13 protein-coding genes are annotated in these 17410 nt (G+C 67.1%); 7 read left to right on the top strand and 6 right to left on the bottom strand.

What is annotated here, in order from left to right:
• Positions 1-80 precede the first annotated feature (80 nt).
• Positions 81-398, top strand: coding sequence for a hypothetical protein (locus NC4_RS08965; protein ID WP_067534895.1), 318 nt, complete (start codon positions 81-83; stop codon positions 396-398).
• Positions 399-473: 75 nt separating this feature from the next.
• Here NC4_RS08965 and secA read toward each other — a convergent pair whose 3' ends face one another.
• Positions 474-3305: a preprotein translocase subunit SecA gene (gene secA, locus NC4_RS08960; RefSeq protein WP_067534887.1), complete on the bottom strand. Its 2832-nt coding sequence runs from the start codon at positions 3303-3305 to the stop codon at positions 474-476.
• A gap of 434 nt (positions 3306-3739) precedes the next feature.
• Between secA and NC4_RS08955 the strand changes: the two genes are divergently transcribed.
• The 6 genes from NC4_RS08955 to bluB all read left to right on the top strand — a co-directional run bounded on the left by NC4_RS08955 (position 3740) and on the right by bluB (position 10656).
• Positions 3740-5155: a WS/DGAT/MGAT family O-acyltransferase gene (locus NC4_RS08955; RefSeq protein WP_067534885.1), complete on the top strand. Its 1416-nt coding sequence runs from the start codon at positions 3740-3742 to the stop codon at positions 5153-5155.
• A gap of 52 nt (positions 5156-5207) precedes the next feature.
• Entirely contained in the window at positions 5208-5729 is a 522-nt protein-coding gene (locus tag NC4_RS08950; RefSeq protein WP_067536012.1) for a DUF6912 family protein, read from the top strand.
• A 92-nt stretch (positions 5730-5821) separates the two neighbouring features.
• Entirely contained in the window at positions 5822-6982 is a 1161-nt protein-coding gene (locus NC4_RS08945) for a ferredoxin reductase (protein WP_067534882.1), read from the top strand.
• A gap of 191 nt (positions 6983-7173) precedes the next feature.
• On the top strand, positions 7174-8619 hold the full coding sequence (locus tag NC4_RS08940) for a fatty acid desaturase family protein (RefSeq protein WP_067534879.1): 1446 nt from the start codon (positions 7174-7176) through the stop codon (positions 8617-8619).
• Between the two features lie 95 nt (positions 8620-8714).
• The gene (locus tag NC4_RS08935; RefSeq protein ID WP_067534875.1) at positions 8715-9968 is read left to right on the top strand and encodes a fatty acid desaturase family protein; all 1254 of its coding nucleotides are present in this window, start codon (positions 8715-8717) and stop codon (positions 9966-9968) included.
• Positions 9969-10029: 61 nt separating this feature from the next.
• Positions 10030-10656 carry a 5,6-dimethylbenzimidazole synthase gene (bluB, locus tag NC4_RS08930; protein ID WP_067536009.1) on the top strand — a complete coding sequence of 209 codons (627 nt, stop codon included), beginning with the start codon at positions 10030-10032 and terminating at the stop codon, positions 10654-10656.
• Positions 10657-10660: 4 nt separating this feature from the next.
• On the opposite strand, the gene NC4_RS08925 is transcribed toward bluB, so the two are convergent.
• The 5 genes from NC4_RS08925 to mtrB form a co-directional block, all read right to left on the bottom strand.
• Positions 10661-11944, bottom strand: coding sequence for an acetyl-CoA C-acyltransferase (locus tag NC4_RS08925; RefSeq protein ID WP_067534873.1), 1284 nt, complete (start codon positions 11942-11944; stop codon positions 10661-10663).
• An 86-nt stretch (positions 11945-12030) separates the two neighbouring features.
• Entirely contained in the window at positions 12031-12684 is a 654-nt protein-coding gene (hpf, locus tag NC4_RS08920) for a ribosome hibernation-promoting factor, HPF/YfiA family (protein ID WP_439957496.1), read from the bottom strand.
• Between the two features lie 249 nt (positions 12685-12933).
• A complete protein-coding gene (locus tag NC4_RS08915) occupies positions 12934-13578 on the bottom strand; it encodes a ComF family protein (RefSeq protein ID WP_067534871.1) in 645 nt (214 codons plus the stop codon).
• Positions 13579-13692: 114 nt separating this feature from the next.
• Entirely contained in the window at positions 13693-15480 is a 1788-nt protein-coding gene (lpqB, locus tag NC4_RS08910) for an MtrAB system accessory lipoprotein LpqB (protein ID WP_067534868.1), read from the bottom strand.
• A 109-nt stretch (positions 15481-15589) separates the two neighbouring features.
• A complete protein-coding gene (mtrB, locus tag NC4_RS08905; RefSeq protein ID WP_245721608.1) occupies positions 15590-17401 on the bottom strand; it encodes an MtrAB system histidine kinase MtrB in 1812 nt (603 codons plus the stop codon).
• Between the last annotated feature and the right edge of the window lie 9 nt (positions 17402-17410).

Genomic DNA, 17410 nt, shown 5'->3' with positions numbered 1-17410 from the left:
GACCGTACGGTGAGGCGACCGTTACCGCCCCTACATCGGTACCGGTAGCGCCCGCTTTCGGAAGTCGCTAGCCTGCCGAGGTGGAAGACTATGAGCGCAAGGAATTCTCGCCGCTCCTCGATGCGGCCTTGGGTCCCGGTGCGCCGGTGACGCCCGAGGTGCGCATCGGCCGCAACGATGCCGCGAACGGGCTCCCCGAATGCGTCCGCTGCGGCAGACCCGCCGCCATGTACCTGCGCGCCGTCTGGCTTTCCACCCGCGCCGTCCTGGACGGCGACACCGACGTCGACAGCCATATTCATGTGAACGCCTGCGGATCCTGCACGGGCAGTGTGGCCGGGATGATCCTGATCAACTGGGATCCGCGGTACTGGGGGGAATCGGTCGACCTCGACTAGGCGTCCCGCCCGGAAACGGCCCGGTAACGACACTGGCCCCCTGGATTTCTCCAGGGGGCCAATGGGTTTCAGGGGTCAGCGGCGACGCTTAGACTTGGGGGCCTTGTCCAGCTTGCCTTGGGAGCGGGCGGCTTCGCGGCGTTCGCGGCGAGTGCCGGGCGCGCCGCCGGTGTTGCCGTACTCCTCGGCGTCGCTGTGGACGGCGGCGCGGCCGCCCTCGTCGGGGCCCGAATAGCTCAGGCCGCGCGGACCCGACTCATCGATGCCCTTGGCGCGCAGGGCAGCCGGTGCGCCATTGGCGGCGGGCTGCTGCTCCTGGGTGGGGAGGGGACGGTTGCCGACCGGGGACTGCAGGCCCGCACCGACATTGACGCCCGCGGGCTGCGGCTGCTGGACCTCGACCTGGAGGTTGAACAGGAAGCCGACCGACTCCTCCTTCAGGCCCTCGAGCATGGCGGTGAACATGTCGAAGCCCTCGCGCTGGTACTCGACCAGGGGGTCGCGCTGGGCCATGGCGCGCAGGCCGATGCCCTCTTTGAGGTAGTCCATCTCGTAGAGGTGTTCGCGCCATTTGCGGTCCAGGACCGACAGGAGGATCTGGCGTTCCAGATTGCGCATGCTGCCTTCGCCCGCGAGGCCGTCGATTTCGGATTCGCGGCGTTCGTAGGCGGCGTGGGCGTCATCGAGGATCGCGTCGAGGAGTTCCTCGCGGGACAGCTCGCCGAATTCGCCGTCCTCGGTCTGGCCGCTGAGTTCGCGGTAGTCGATGCCGATGGGGTACAGCGTCTTCAACGCCCCCCACAGCTTCTCCAGGTCCCAGTCCTCGACATAGCCCTCGGTGGTAGCGCCCTCGGTGTAGGCGGTGACCACGTCGGTGATCATCTCCTGGACTTGGCCTTCCATGTCCTCGCCATTGAGGATGCGGCCGCGCTCGGCGTAGATGACCGTGCGCTGCTGGTTCATGACCTCGTCGTACTTCAGAACGTTCTTGCGGATCTCGAAGTTCTGCTGTTCGACCTGGGTCTGGGCGGACTTGATGGCGCGGGAGACCATCTTGGCCTCGATCGGGACATCGTCGGGCAGGTTCAGGCGGGTCATGATCGACTCCAGCGCCGCGCCATTGAAGCGCCGCATGAGCTCGTCGCCCAGCGACAGGTAGAAGCGGGACTCGCCCGGATCGCCCTGACGGCCGGAGCGGCCGCGCAGCTGATTGTCGATGCGCCGCGACTCGTGGCGTTCGGTGCCGAGCACGTAGAGGCCACCGGCCTCGCGCACCTCGTCGGCATCCGCCTCGGTCTGCTCCTTCACCCGCTCCAGCGCGCCGTGCCAGGCGGCCTCGTATTCGGCGGGGGTCTCCACCGGGTCCAGGCCCTGCTTGCGCAGCAGCAGGTCGGCAATGATGTCCGGGTTGCCGCCGAGCACGATATCGGTACCGCGACCGGCCATATTGGTGGCGACGGTGACCGCGCCGGGGCGACCGGCCTCGGCGACGATCTGGGCTTCCTGCTCGTGGAACTTGGCGTTCAGCACCGAATGCGGGATACCGCGCTTGGTGAGCTGCTTGGACAGGTACTCCGAGCGCTCCACCGAGGTGGTGCCGACCAGCACCGGCTGGCCCTTCTCGTGCCGCTCGACGATATCGTCGGCGACCGCGGAGTACTTGGCCTCCTCGGTCTTGTATATGAGGTCCGACTGGTCGGCGCGGATCATCGGCTTATTGGTCGGGATCGGCACCACGCCCAGGCCGTAGGTCTGGTGCAGCTCGGCCGCCTCGGTCTCGGCGGTACCGGTCATACCGGACAGCTTGTCGTAGAGGCGGAAGTAGTTCTGCAGCGTGATGGTGGCCAGGGTCTGGTTCTCCGGCTGGATCTCCACGCCCTCTTTGGCCTCGATGGCCTGGTGCATGCCCTCGTTGTAGCGGCGGCCCACCAGAATGCGGCCGGTGAACTCGTCGACAATGATCACTTCGCCATCGCGGACGATGTAATCCTTGTCGCGGGTGTAGAGCTCCTTGGCCTTGATGGCGTTGTTCAGGTAGCTCACCAGCGGCGAGTTGGCGGCCTCGTAGAGATTGTCGATACCGAGCTGATCCTCGACGAACTCCACGCCCGCCTCGTGCACGCCGATGGTGCGCTTCTTGATGTCGACCTCGTAGTGCAGGTCCTTCTTCAACAGCGGCGCGATGCGCGCGAACTCGGCGTACCACTTCGAGGAGGCATCGGCCGGGCCCGAGATGATGAGCGGGGTCCGCGCCTCGTCGATGAGGATGGAGTCGACCTCGTCGACCACGGCGAAGTTGTGACCGCGCTGGACCAGATCGTCCAGCGAATGGGTCATATTGTCGCGCAGGTAGTCGAAGCCGAACTCGTTGTTGGTGCCGTAGGTGATGTCGGCGGCGTAGGCCACGCGGCGCTCGGCCGGGGTCATGCCGGACAGGATCACGCCCACCTCGAGGCCAAGGAAGCGGTGCACGCGTCCCATCCACTCGGCATCGCGCTTGGCCAGGTAGTCGTTGACGGTGACGACGTGCACGCCCTCGCCACTGATGGCGTTCAGGTAGGCGGGCAGCACACAGGTGAGGGTCTTGCCCTCACCGGTCTTCATCTCCGCCACATTGCCGATGTGCAGGGCGGCGCCGCCCATGATCTGCACCTTGTAGTGCTTCTGATTGAGCACTCGCCAGGACGCTTCCCGCGCGGTCGCGAAGGCCTCCAGCACCAGCTCGTCGAGGGATTCCCCCTCGGCATAGCGCTGTTTGAACTCGTCGGTCTTGGCCTGGAGTTCGGCGTCGGTCAGCACCGACCACTCGTCCTCCAGGGCGATGACTTCATCCGCCAGGTTCGCAAGCCGCTTGACCGTGCGACCTTCACCAATCCGTAGCAACCTCGAAAGCGTCAGCGCAGGCACGGGTCTTGTCGTTCCTCTGGTCGGTGGTCGTCTGGGCGCCCGCCGGGGCGGGAAAGGCGCACGCGGGCGCGCACGCAATGCCATGGTAATGCGCAACGCTGTGTGGCAGCTGTGTAGGCGTGGGTGAATTGCGTTCAGCCCTGGACAGCCTTGCTGAGCTGCGGCGATTCGCTCATGAATCGCATTGTTGGAGAAGGTGTTTCAGACTCCTCTGGCGTACCATGGGGAACGTCCGGCGTGCGGAGGCTTGCGCCCGCACACCCGGGCCGGGGGGCGCCGACGAGGGCGCGCGCGGCGGGCAGTGGCGCCCGGACGGTCCCCCCTGGTCATCGGATTGCGATAACTTGCACTCAATCGGCGCGCGACGCCGACCGCCGACGCCTCGGCAGGGGAAAGCATGCGGGCGCAGGCAAGATAAGGGAGTAGCGGGCAGCGTGATCACCAGGCTGACACCGCAGGACGCGTCGTTCTATCGGCTCGAGTCGAGCAGCAACCCGATGCACATCGGATCCTTGGCCATTCTCCGCAATCCCGCGCCGACCGGGAACTCCGGTAAGCCGCCATTGGACTACGAGGGCCTGGTCGACCTGGTGGAATCGCGGCTACCGCTGGTGCCGCTGTACCGGCGCAAGGTGCGCGAGATCCCGTTCGCCCTGGGCCGCCCGGTCTGGGTGGACGATCCGCACTTCGACATCACCTATCACATCCGGCGCTCCGCGCTGCCCGAGCCGGGCACCGACGATCAGCTGCTGGATCTGGTGGCGCGCCTGGCCTCGCGGCCGCTTGACCACACCCGCCCGCTGTGGGAGATGTACCTGGTGGAAGGCCTCTCCGAGGGCCGCTCGGCCATCTTCACCAAAACGCATTCGGCGCTGGTGGACGGCGACAGCGCCCTCGAGATCGGGCATGTGATCCTGGACACCTCGGCCGCGCCGCGCGAGGTCGCCGAGGCCCCGTGGGGCGCGAAACGCGAACCCGCCGATCTGGAATTGCTGGTCGGGACGGTCCTGCACCTGGCCACCCAGCCGCGCGAGGCCCTCGAGGTCGCGCGCCATCACAGCGCCGAGGCGTTCGCGCTGTTCGACGCCACCGGCAAGGCCGTCAAGAAGATGGTGTCCATGCTGCGCACGGCCGCCATCGGCGCACCCGACAGCCCCCTGAACACCCGGACCTCCCGCAATCGGCGGGTCGAGGTGGTGCGCACCGATCTGGAGGACTACCGCAAGATCCGCAAGCGGTTCGACTGCTCCATCAACGATGTCATCCTGGCCGTGGTCACCGGCGCGCTGCGCAATTGGCTGCTCTCCCGCGGCCAGGTGCTCACCGAGGCCGATACCCTGCGCGCGGTGGTGCCCATGTCGGTCTACGCCGACGGCGCGGAGCTGAAACCGGCCGGGGAGGTGACCTCGCTGCTGGTGGATCTGCCTGTCGGCGAACCGAATCCGGTGATCCGGCTGGCGCACATCAAGCACGCCACCGAGGCGCACGCCCAGCATCAGCGCGGGGTACGGGCGCGGACGCTGGTGCACATGGCCGGATTCGCTCCGGCGAGCCTGCATGCCATGAGCGTGCGATCGGCGAGTAACTTTGCTGAGCACACGTTCAATCTGGTGATCACCAATGCGCCGGGTCCGCAGCAGCCGATGTTCATCGGCGGCGCGCGGATGCTGGAGATGTACCCGGTATCGCCATTGCTGCGCTTTCAGGCTCTGAGTATCGGGCTCACGTCCTACGACGGGCGGGTGTTCTACGGGCTCACCGCCGATCGCGACGCCATGGCCGATATCGCGGTGCTGACCGCTTCGGTGCACGAGTCGATGGAGGAGATGCTCGGTGCCTGCGTCCAGTGAGTCGTCCGCCGTGACCAAGAAGCTGCGTGTCTACGTCCCGGCGACGGTGCCCATGCTGCGGGAGCTGGTCGCGGACCGGGAGATCCGCGCGCTCAACGACACCGCCTTCGCCGTCACGCCCGCGCTGCGCGAGGCGTACGCCTCCGGCGACGACGAGGAGCTCGCCGAGGTCGCCATGGCCGAGGCCGCGCGGGCCTCGCTGCGGCTGCTGGCCGATGAGCAGGCCGCCGACGAGAACGCCGTGGACTCCGACTCCGACGATGACAGCGAGGCCCCGGTGCGGCGGCCGATCTTCCGGCGGACGGTCATCGCGGCCGATGTGGACGGCGCGACGCTGCGGCCGGATCTCGACGATGCCGTGGTGCGGCTGTCGGCTCCGATCGCCTATGACCGGATCGCTTCGGTGCACGTCGACCTGGCCGAGGCCGAGCCGGAGGTGGCCAAGGCCGTGGATGTGATCGATGCCGCGGACCTGGGTGAATCCGATGCCGAATTCGTGCTCGGGGATGCCGAAGACCACCAGCTCGCCTGGTACGCGGCACAGGAACTACCGTTCCTGCTCGACCTGCTCTGACACAACCCCTACTGCTACCGACGGCGGCGTAACCTACGATGCCGTAACCTTGCGGTGACCGCATTACGCAAACGACAGGAAAGCTCCGCATCATGGGTTTGAAAGCTGGTGGATTCTCCGTGCGTGGGCTCAAGGAATGGCTGGAAGCCCCGGTCACCGAGAGCGCCATCGCGGGCCGCACGAAGCTCAACGCACTGCGCGGAGCCTCCGCCCGGATCACCACTCCCCTGCTGCCGGACGATTATCTGCACCTCGTGAATCCGCTGTGGTCGGCGCGCGAGCTGCGCGGGCGGATCGTGGAGGTGCGCAAGGAGACCGCGGATTCGGTCACGCTGGTCATCAAGCCGGGCTGGGGGTTCGACTTCAAGTTCGAGCCCGGTCAGTACATCGGCATCGGCGTGCTGGTGGACGGGCGCTGGCATTGGCGGTCGTATTCGCTGACCTGCCCGCCGGATTGGACCGATCCCGAACATCGCAGCAAGCGGCTCATCTCCATCGCGGTCAAGGCCATGCCGGAGGGCTTCCTGTCCAGCCATCTGGTCAATGGCGTTCCGGTGGGCTCCATCGTGCGCCTGGCCGCGCCGCAGGGCGGTTTCGTGCTGCCGGAGCCGCCGCCCGCCAAGACGCTGTTCCTGACGGCCGGTTCGGGCATCACGCCCGTGATGGCCATGCTGCGCACCATGGATCGCCGCGGCGTGGTCCCGGATGTGCGCCACATTCACTCCGCACGCACCCCGGACGATGTCATGTTCGGCGATGAACTGCGCGAATTGCACGACAAGCACCCGAGTTTCACCGCGGATCTGCATCTCACCGGTGAGCACGGCAAGCTCGCGCTCACCGAGCTGGACGAGCGCGTCCCGGACTGGCGCGAGCGCGAGACCTGGGCCTGCGGTCCGGCCGCCATGCTGGACGAGATGGAAAAGCATTGGGCGGCGGCCGGAATCGCCGAGAAGCTGCATATCGAGCGATTCGAGATCGAGCGCAATGCCTCCGCCGAGGGCGGCACCGTCACCTTCGGCCGCACCGGCCGCAGCGTCGAGGTGGACGGCGCCACCACGCTGCTGCAGGCGGGTGAGAGCGCGGGCGTGCAGATGCCGTTCGGCTGCCGCATGGGCATCTGCCAGACCTGCGTGCTCACCGTCACCGACGGGCATGTGCGCGATCTGCGCAACGGCAATGAGCACCGGGCCGGTGACAAGGTGCAAACCTGCATCTCGGCGGCCGCCGGTGACTGCACCCTCGACGTGTGACGCACCCACCGGGTGGAGCGCCGGCGCCCGACAACCTATACCCTCGATGACAACCACCCCTCGATGCATGGACCTCATGGTTCGCGGCCCGTCTCGTTCTGGACTGAGCGGAGCGGGGGAGCGGAGGGAGGGAAGAACGAGACCTCCGGGGCCGCGAACCCGCCGGAGCGAAGCGGAGGCAGAAAAACACCGTGGCCATCACCGACATCAAAGCTTTCGCCCATCTGACGGCGGCCGATATCGAGACCCTGGGTCAGGAGCTCGACACCATTCGCCGGAATGTGGAGCTCTCGCTCGGTGAGCGGGACGCCAAGTACATCCGCCGCACCATTGCCGGGCAGCGCATTCTGGAGGCGGCCGGGCGCGCCGCCCTCTTCGGCTCCAAGAATCGCTGGGCCTGGCTGGCGGGTACGGCGCTGCTGTCGGTCGCCAAGATCATCGAGAATATGGAGCTCGGGCACAACATCAGCCACGGGCAATGGGATTGGATGAACGACCCGGAGATCCACTCCACCACCTGGGAGTGGGATATGACGGGGACGTCGGCGCAGTGGAAGGCCGCGCACAACTACTCGCACCACACCTACACCAATATCCTCGATATGGACGAGGACCTGGGCTTCGGCATTCTACGCATGACGCGCGACGAGGAATGGCGGCCCATCAACCTCGCCCAGCCATTCGCGAATCTGATCCTGGCGGCGACCTTCGAGTGGGGCATCGCGCTGCACGATCTGTCGGCAATGAAAGAACATATGGGCGTCCCGCACGGCCAGATCTTCTCCGAGCCCAACAAGGACTTCTGGAAGAAGGCCGGTCGTCAGGTCGCCAAGGATTTCGTGATCTTCCCGGCGCTCACCGGACCGGCGTGGAAGTCCACGCTGAAGGCGAACGCCACCGCGAATCTGATCCGCAATCTGTGGGCCTACGCGGTCATCTTCTGCGGCCACTTCCCCGACGGCGCGGAGAAGTTCACCGTCGAGCAGTTCGAGAACGAGACGCGCGGCGAGTGGTACCTGCGGCAGATGCTGGGCAGCGCCAATTTCAAGGCGGGGCCGGTCATGGGTTTCATGAGCGGCAATCTCAGCTACCAGATCGAGCATCACCTGTTCCCGGATATTCCGAGCAATCGGTATCCGGAGGTGTCGGTGAAGGTGCGGGAGCTGTGCGACAAGTACGACCTGCCCTACACCACCGGATCGCTGGGCAAGCAGTATCTGCTGGCGTTCCGCACGATTCACAAGCTGGCGCTGCCGGACAAGTTCCTCAAGCGCACCTCCGACGACGCGCCCGAGACGTCCTCGGAGCGCAAGTTCGCGGGTATCACGCTGCCGTCCATGCCCTCGCTGGCCACCGGTAGTGAATGGATCGCGGAGCACAGCGAATGGCTGTCCGAGCATCACTGGCCGGGCGTGGATCCGGTGACGGGGCAGCGGCGCGGCCTGCGGTCGGCGCTGCAGGAGGCCAAGGTGGCGCTCAAGGAGAAGGCGCAGCACGAGAAGGAGGTGCTGCGCGAGACGAAGGCCGCGCTGCAGGAAAAGGCAAGGCAGGAAAAGGCAAGGCAGGAAAAGGCTTTGCTGACCGAGAAGGCCGGGCGGAAGCGTTCCTTCCCGCGCCTGCGGCGTCGCACATCCTAACAGATCCGGGTATCGAACGCAATGCGGTGTTCGACACGTTAGGGATTCATTCGTAGGTAACCTACGGGACCGTAACCTACGGTAGTGTAACCCGCATGGCGATATCGGATGTCAAGGAATACGCGCACCTCACCCCGGAGGACGTCGAAGCCATCGGTGCTGAGCTCGACGCCATCCGCCGCGAAATCGAATCCTCCCGGGGCGAGGCCGATGCCCGCTACATCCGACGGGTGATCCGCCTACAGCGCGCGCTCGAAATCAGCGGGCGCGGCGTGCTTTTCTTCAGCCTCTTCCCGCCCGCGTGGCTCGCGGGCGTCGCACTGCTCGGCACGGCCAAGATCATCGAGAATATGGAGATCGGCCATAACGTCATGCACGGCCAGTGGGACTGGATGAACGATCCGGAAATCCATTCCACCTCGTGGGAATGGGACAATGCCGGTCCGGCCGAGCATTGGAAGATCACCCACAATTTCCTGCACCACAAGTACACCAATGTGCTCGGCATGGACGACGATATCGGCTACGGCCTGCTGCGCGTCACCCGCGATCAGCGGTGGACGCCGTTCTACCTGGGCCAGCCGGTGTACAACCTGCTGCTGCAGATGTTCTTCGAATACGGCGTCGCCATCCAGCATCTGGAGCTCGGCAAGGTCGCGAAGAAGAAGTGGGCCAAGGACAGCCCCGAGTGGCAGCAGTTCGACGCCGACCGCAAGCTGGTGCTGAAGAAGATCGGAAAGCAGGTCGGCAAGGACTACCTGCTCTTCCCGCTGCTCACCGGCCCGGCCTTCTTCGGCACGCTGACCGCCAATCTGGCCGCCAATGTGATGCGCAATGTGTGGACCAATGCCGTCATCTTCTGCGGCCACTTCCCCGACGGCGCGGAGAAATTCACCCGCGGCGATGTGGACAGCGAAACCCAGGGCGAGTGGTACCTGCGGCAGATGCTGGGCAGCGCCAATATCTCCGGCGGCAAGCTCATGCATTTCATGACCGGCAATCTGAGCCACCAGATCGAGCACCACCTGTTCCCGGATCTGCCGTCGAACCGGCTCGCCGAGATCGCCGTCCGGGTGCGCGCCATGTGCGACAAGTACGACCTGCCGTACACCGCCGGCTCGCTGCCGGTGCAGTACGCCAAGGCGTGGCGCACCATCATGAAGCTGTCGCTGCCCAACAAGTACCTGCGCCGCACCACCGACGACGCTCCGGAGACCAAGTCGGAGAAGGTCTTCGGTGGGGCGACCGTCATCGATCCGGCGACCGGTAAGCGCCGCGGCCTGCGCACCGCCCTGGCGCAGGGTCGGAAGAAGCTCGCGCGCCGCCGCGAGCCCGCGCTCGTCGGCTGATCCGGCGCCTGGTTCACTGGAGCCCGTGTGTTCCGAAGGCCCGATCTCCCCGTCTGAATGTCTGAGCGTCTACGACGCCATCCGCCTGCGCCGTGACGTGCGCGTGGAATTCACCGGGGAGGTCGTGCCCGACGACACCCTGCTGCGCATTCTCGAAGCCGCCCATCGCGCCCCCAGCGTCGGCAATTCCATGCCCTGGGATTTCGTGGTGGTCCGGGAGACCGCGATGCTGCGCGAATTCGCCGACCACGTCGCCGATAAACGCCGCGAATTCCACGATTCCCTGCCCTCGGATCGCACCGGGACCTTCAACCCCATCAAGATCGAGGGCATTGTCGAATCCGGCACCGGCATCGTGGTGACGCACAACCAATCCCGCGGAGGCACCCATATCCTGGGCCGCGCCACCGTCCCCGAAACCGGTATCTACTCCACGATCCTCGCCATCCAGAACCTCTGGCTGGCGGCCACCGCCGAAGGCGTCGGCGTCGGCTGGGTGAGCTTCTACGACACCCCGGTCCTCACCGACCTCCTGAACCTCCCGCCCCACGTCAAACCGGTCGCCTGGCTCTGCGTCGGCCCGGTCACCGAATTCCAGACCGTCCCCGACCTGGAACGCTTCGGCTGGCGCGACCGCCGCCCCCTGACGGCGGCCGTGCACTGGGACCGATTCACCGACCGCGACTGACCGGTCAGACGCGTTCCAGGACGGCGGAGGCGCCGATGCCACCGGCGGCGCAGATGCCCAGCAATGCGGTCGATTTGCCGGTGCGGGCCAGTTCGTTGGCCATGGTGGTGACCATGCGGGCGCCGGTGGCGCCGAAGGGGTGGCCGAGGGAGACCGAGCCGCCGTGGACATTGAGGATGGCCGGGTCGATCTCGCCTACGGCGGTGTCGCGGTCCAGGCGTTGTTTGGCCCAGTCGTCGCTGGCCAGGGCCGAGACGACGGAGAGGGTCTGTGCGGCGAAGGCTTCGTGGATATCGACGAAATCGATGTCGGGCAGGGACAATCCGGCCTTGTCGAGGGCGCGGGGCATGGAGATGGCGGGGCCGATGAGGACCTGGTCGCGGGGATCGACGCTGACGTAGCTCCAGGAGCGGAAGGCGGCGAGGGGCTCGAAGCCGAGGGCGCGGGCCTTCTCCTCGCTCATGAGCAGGACCGCCGCGGCGCCGTCGGTCAGGGGGCTGGCATTGCCCGCGGTGACGGTGCCGTGCTTGTCGAAAACCGGTGGGAGGGTGGCGAGTTTCTCGATGCTGGTATTCGGGCGGACCAGGGCGTCGCGGGTGACGGTCGTGCCGTCGGGGGTGGTGACCGCGAGGACTTCGCCGTCGAAGCGGCCGGATTCGATGGCGGCGGCGGCACGGTGGTGCGAGCGGGCGGCGAACTCGTCCTGCGCGGCCCGGGAGATGCCGTGGATGCGGGCCATCTTCTCGGCGGACTCGCCCATGACCTCGCCGGTGGTGCGTTCCTCGATCTTCGGGCGGCGCGGGACCAGATCGTAGAAGGGCGCGAGCTGCGCGGCCGCCGCGAGGTAGTCCTTCGGCTTGGGCTTGCCCAGCGCCAAGGGGGCGGCGGCGTGCACCACCTTCTGCGGGAGCTTCACTTCCGCATTGCTGGTCGAATCGCTGCCGCCCGCGATCATGATGTCGTACTCGCCGCGCTCGATGGCGGCGGCCGCCGAGGTGACGGCCTGCAGTCCGGAGGCGCAGGCGCGCGTGACCGTGTAGCCCTCGCAGCCGGGATCGAGCCGCAGGTCCAGGGCGATCTCGCGGGCGATATTGGGCGCGGCGCTCGGCAGGATCACACCGCCCCACACCATGGCCTGCACCTGCGCCTTCGCCAGGCCGGTGCGCTCCAGCAGTCCGCGCACGGCGGTATCGGCCAGGTCGATGGAATCCATACGCGTGTAGTCGGTGAAGGCCCGCACGAAGGGGGTTCGGACACCGGATACGATGACAGCGCGACGAGAGCTCACGAATCAGTTGTATCTGATACACGCTGTTACATCAAGCGACCGGGGCCCTGCAAGCCCCGGCCGAAATGGATGGACGATCCGTTCCTTTACGCCAGCCGGATGAGACCGTAGTCGAAGGCGTGGCGGCGATAGACGACCGACGGTCGGTCGGTCTCCTTGTCCTGGAACAGGAAGAAATCGTGGCCGACGAGCTCCATCTGGTACAGGGCGTCATCGACCGCCATGGGAATGGCCGGATGGGTCTTGGTGCGCACCACGTGGCCGGGACCGGAGTTGTCCTCGGCTTCGGCGGCGTGGTCGTGGGCATCGGAGCCGTTCGACGAGGCGAACAGAGCGTCGTCGATGAGACCCGCGGTGGCCTCCGAGACCGAGATCGGCGTCTTGTCCCCGTGATGTACGCGGCGACGATCCTTCAGGCGGCGCAACCGGCTCTCCAGCTTCTCGACCGCCGACTCGAGGGCGGCGTAGAAGCTGTCCGCGCATGCTTCGGCCCGGACGACGGGCCCCTTGCCGCGGGCGGTGATTTCGATCCGCTGGCAGTTCTTGCGCTGACGACGGTTGCGTTCGTGGGTGAGTTCCACATCGAAGAGATAGATCGTCGGGTCGAAGCGTTCCAAGCGGGAAAGCTTGTCCGCGACGTGAATTCGGAAGTGGTCGGGCACTCCACCCTCACCGAGGGTTCGGCCCTTGACCACGACATCCGCGTTGGTGGCCCGAGCAGCTGCCTGCTCGTCTGACAAGTAAGCGTCGTCCAGCAGCACCGCGGTGTCTGTGTTCTTCGCTGAAGGTCGTGAAGTAGTCGTCACGCGTACCTCCCGGATCTGGCCGCACAAGCCGCTCGTGCGGCGGGATTGAAACGTGTGCCGATCGAAACTCGCTCGGCACATGATGTCCGAGGCGCCACCTCCAAACTTTCGAGTTCGGGTGTCTGATCGCCACGCTAGTTCGCCAGCGACCTGTCCGCCAGTGTTCACGCAAATTTCGAAGAATCAAGCGTGGCAGGTAACCAGCACGGCACGAACAGTCACTCCCGCACCAGTCAGCGCGCGCACCGACTCGCGCATGGTGGTACCGGTGGTGAGCACGTCATCAACCAGCACTACCTCGGCATTTGCCACAAACCACCCGGTTGGAGGACAGCCGGGGACCACCATGACCCGGCCGGACAGATTATGCTGGCGGTCACCGGAGTCCAGGCCCACCGAATCACGCACACCGGGCCGCATGCGCAATATGCCGAACATTCGGCAATCGGGTAGCCAACTCGCCGCGACGCGCGCCGCACGCACCACCGGATCGCCGCCGCGACGCCGTGCCGCCGCCCGTCGACTGGGCGCCGGGACCAGTATCAGCGGCCGGGCGGTGTCCCGCAAATGATCCAGCCCCCTGGCCAGGGCCAGCCCCAGCGGGCCCGCCAGATCGCCGCGGCGGTGCTCCTTGGCGGCCAGCACGGCGCGGCGCGGCGCACCCCGATAGCCCGCCAACGCCCAGCACGGCACCCCGGGATCGGCGCGCGGGCGGATCCGGATGGGCGGTGCGGCGAGCGCACCGGCGCACTCCGCACACCCCCCGGTTCCGCTCACCCCGCAGCCACCACAGCTGCGCGGGAGCATCAGATCCAGCAGCTCCCCCATGCCTTCCAGTGTGCGCGGTCGGCCGGTCTGGAGCCCTCCTTTTGCCGTGACTGGCCCGAATTGCGTGCCCCGCCGGGCAATTCGGGCACCTGGCGGCCCGCGTAACAACCGAGGTCAGCCGGGTAGCACCGGGACGGCATTGCCGCCCAGGCCGGGCACCTCGCGCCAATACCGTTCGCCGTCTTCGGCATTGCTCGCCAGCTCCAGCACCGCGCGGGAGTCGGCGACGTACTGGTGTTCCGGCGAGGCGCTGACCAAGCGGACCGGCGGGGTCAGGTTGCGGCTGGTGAGTTCGGACAGCCCGGAGCCGTCGACCTGCACGGTCCGCACCGGCACCACATTGCCCTCCCGGGCGATGACGAGGGTGTCGCCGCTGAGCCAGTCCACCGACACCACCGAGGTGCTCAGGCCGGGCGCGATGGGCAGCGGTGCGGTGAGGGCGTACTTGCCGTCGGCCTGCCGCACCACCACGGCCACGAAGATCCGGCCACCCGCGATGATGGCGGCGCGCGCCCCGGTCCGCGAGATGCGCAGTTCGGTAATGGGCGTGCGCGGCGGATCGGCCCCGGCCACCTGCGAGGTGAACAGTCCGGAGATGTCGACGTCCTCGCGCGACACATTGCCGGTGCTGCGGTCGGTGACCGCCCGGATGACCTTGTCCCCGTCCACCACCGCCCACGCGGAGGCCCCGTCAGCGGTCCAGGACGGCCGGGTGATGCTGCCGCCGGTCGCCACCGGGAATCCGGTGCCGTCGTAGTTGCCGATGATGAGGGTGCGCGCGGGTTCCGGTTCGGGCCGCCCGGAATCGGCGACGGCGGCGACCAGGTTCCCGTCCGGGGTCAGCGCCACCGATTGCAGGGTGCGGGCGGAGCCGAAGAATCCGGGCGCGGGCACGATACCGTTCTCGGCGACCTTGACCAGCGCCCCGTCCCGGATGGCGTGCAGCCCGATCCGGTTGTGGGCGAGCACCTCCGGGCTGTACTGCTCCACATCGGAGCGATTCCACCCCGTGACGGCCTTGCGCTCGTCGAGCGGTTTACCGTCGACATTGAGCATGTACGGCCCGATGATCTCCGCGCCGGACAGGGTCAGCACCACCTGCGCGGCCAGCAGTTCCTTGGCCCGCGGGTCCAGATTGGCGGCCCCGGAGAAGTCGATCTGCACCCCGCCCGCGCCGATGCCGACGCCGCCGGTCTCGCCATTGGCCTTGGTCACCGGATCGCGCACCGCGACCGGTTCGGCCATGGGATTGCGCACCGCCGGTGCGAGCGCGGGTTGCGGTCCCTCGCCGAGCAGGCCGAGCAGCCGCTGGGTCAGCTGGTCCTTGCGTTCGGAGATCCACCGCAGGTCCGGGACCATGGCGTTCCCGGCCGTATTGGGGAAGAACAGGGAGAAGCGCTTGTAGGCCTTGCCGAACGCGCTCTGCTCCACCACCACGCCGGGCGGTAGCTCGTCGACGCGCCATTCGCCGTCCACCTTGATCATCTCGATCTTGTTCTCGAGAGTGCCGTCGGTGGCGCGGTAGGAGCCGTCCGCGACCAGCTCACCGATCTTGCGGGCGCGCACCACATAGGTGGCGGTGGTGTCGGTGCGGGACTCGCGCAGCGTATTCGGCGTATCGACGATGGTCACGCCCGTCGAGTCGTCCCAGCGCACATTGGCGGCCGGGGTCAGGTACTGCCGCGCCGCCTGATGCCGGTTGGTGGGGTCCGCGGTGGCCTGGAAGAAGTCCTGCAGCAACCGATCCGGCTCCCGCCCGGTAATGGGCGGGGCCGGGTCCGCCGAGGTCGGCTGCCGGTCCAATGTGCCGAGCGCCTGCGGCGCAGACGAATCCGGCAGACTCGCACATGCGGTCAGCCCCACCAGACAACCAAACACGACCAGCGCCTTTGCCAGTCGCATGGACCGCTCCCCCGCCTCTCCGCGCCTTTTGCCGACGGCTCGGTGCCACGCGACTCGCGTCGCGGACCGGCGGTCGGGAGAGTGGGCACGTTCTGGGGTGGCTGGGGAGTTACCCACTTCTCGCGAAATCAGTGGGTTGCGTTTCCTCATGGCCGTCCGTCCCCTCTGGATCGGTAAGCACGCTGTCGTCGGGAGTGTCCTTCTCGGGTGTCGGCCCTTCGCCGTTCGGGCCGGAGGCCGCTGGCTCCGGTTCGGAATCCGGTGGGGCGGGCGTGGATTCGAATTCCACGAAGGTGGCGGTTTCGGCTGTCCCGTCGGCGTCGGCGGGCGGGGCCTCAAGGGCGAGCTGTTCGGTGACCACCGCGCCGCGCACCTTGGGCGGTTCCAGGGGCAGCGGGCTGAGGCCGAGTTTGCGGCCGCGCACCAGGGGCAGGGTCAGCCGGAAGCTGGCGCCCACGCCGATCTCGCCCCAGGCCTCGAGTTTGCCCTCGTGCAGGTTGGCGTCCTCGACGCTGATGGACAGGCCGAGGCCGGTGCCGCCGGAGCGGCGCATGCGGGAGGGGTCCGAACGCCAGAAGCGGTTGAAGACCAGTTTCTCCTCGCCGGGCCGCAGGCCGACGCCCTGATCGCGCACCACGATGGCCACGGCATTGGCGTCGGTGTCGCCGCGCATGCGCATGAGCACCGGTTTGCCCTCGCTGTGGTCGATGGCATTGGCGAGCAGATTGCGCAGCACCCGCTCGACGCGGCGCGGATCCACCTCCGCGACAAGGGGTTCCTCGGGCATGTCCACCACGAGCTCGACGCCGGATTCCTTGGCCAGATGCCGCACCGTGGACACGGCCGCCCGCGCGCACATGCGCACATCCAGCGATTCCACTTGCAGCTCGGCCACACCCGCGTCGTGACGGCTGATTTCCAGCAGATCGTTGAGCAGGCCCTCGAACCGGTCGAGTTCATTGACGAGCAGTTCGGCCGAGCGCGCCAGGGCGGGATCCAGATCGTCACTGGAGCCGTGGATGAGGTCGGCCGCCATGCGCACCGTCGTCAGTGGCGTGCGCAATTCGTGGCTGACATCGGAGGTGAAGCGCCGCTGCAGATTTCCGAACTCTTCGAGCTGGGTGATCTGATTGGACAGACTTTCGGCCATCTCGTTGAACGACATGGCCAAGCGCGCCATATCGTCCTCGCCTCTGACGAGCATCCGCTCCTTGAGCCGCCCGTCGGCGAACCGGCTGGCAATGCGCGCCGCGGATCGGATGGGCAGCACCACCTGCCGGGTCACCAGCGCGGTAATGGCGGCCAGCAGCACCAGCAGCACGATGCCGCCGATGAGCATGGTGCCGCGCATGAGACCAAGGCTGCGTTGCTCATTGGTGAGCGGGAAGATCAGATAGATCTCCAGCGTCGAGATATCGGCGGCCGGGGAGCCGATGATGAGCGCGGAGCCGCGACACCCATTGGGGTCCGAGACCGTCGCGAACTGATAGCTGACCTGCCGCTCCTGCACGAAATGCCGCAGCTCCGGCGGGATCTCCTGAATGGGCCCGGCGGTCAGCTCGGCCTGCGAATCGCCGACCATGGCCAGCGCGGAATCGTAACTGCCTGCGGCGCCGCCGGATTGGGAGCCGCCGCCCCCGGCCAGGGCGCGGCGGGCATCCTCCAGTCGAGCCAGCTGAGTACTCGAATCGTGCACGCCGGTCAGCGTGGCCTGCACGGTATTGCGGGCGCGGGTCATCTCCTCGACGGCCGCATTGATCTTCGCGTCCAAGAGCCGGTCGGTGATCTGACCCGTGAGCACGACCCCGAGGATCGTGATCACGATCAGCGACAGCGTCAAGGTGGACACGACGACGCGCAACTGCAGCGAACGTCGCCAGACGTGGCCCAGTTGCTCACCTACATTGCGAAACCAGGCCACCACTACCGC

The organism is Nocardia crassostreae, from assembly GCF_001613405.1.
GTDB classification, from domain to species: Bacteria; Actinomycetota; Actinomycetes; order Mycobacteriales; family Mycobacteriaceae; genus Nocardia; species Nocardia crassostreae.
This window is presented reverse-complemented; position numbering and strand designations above follow the sequence as displayed.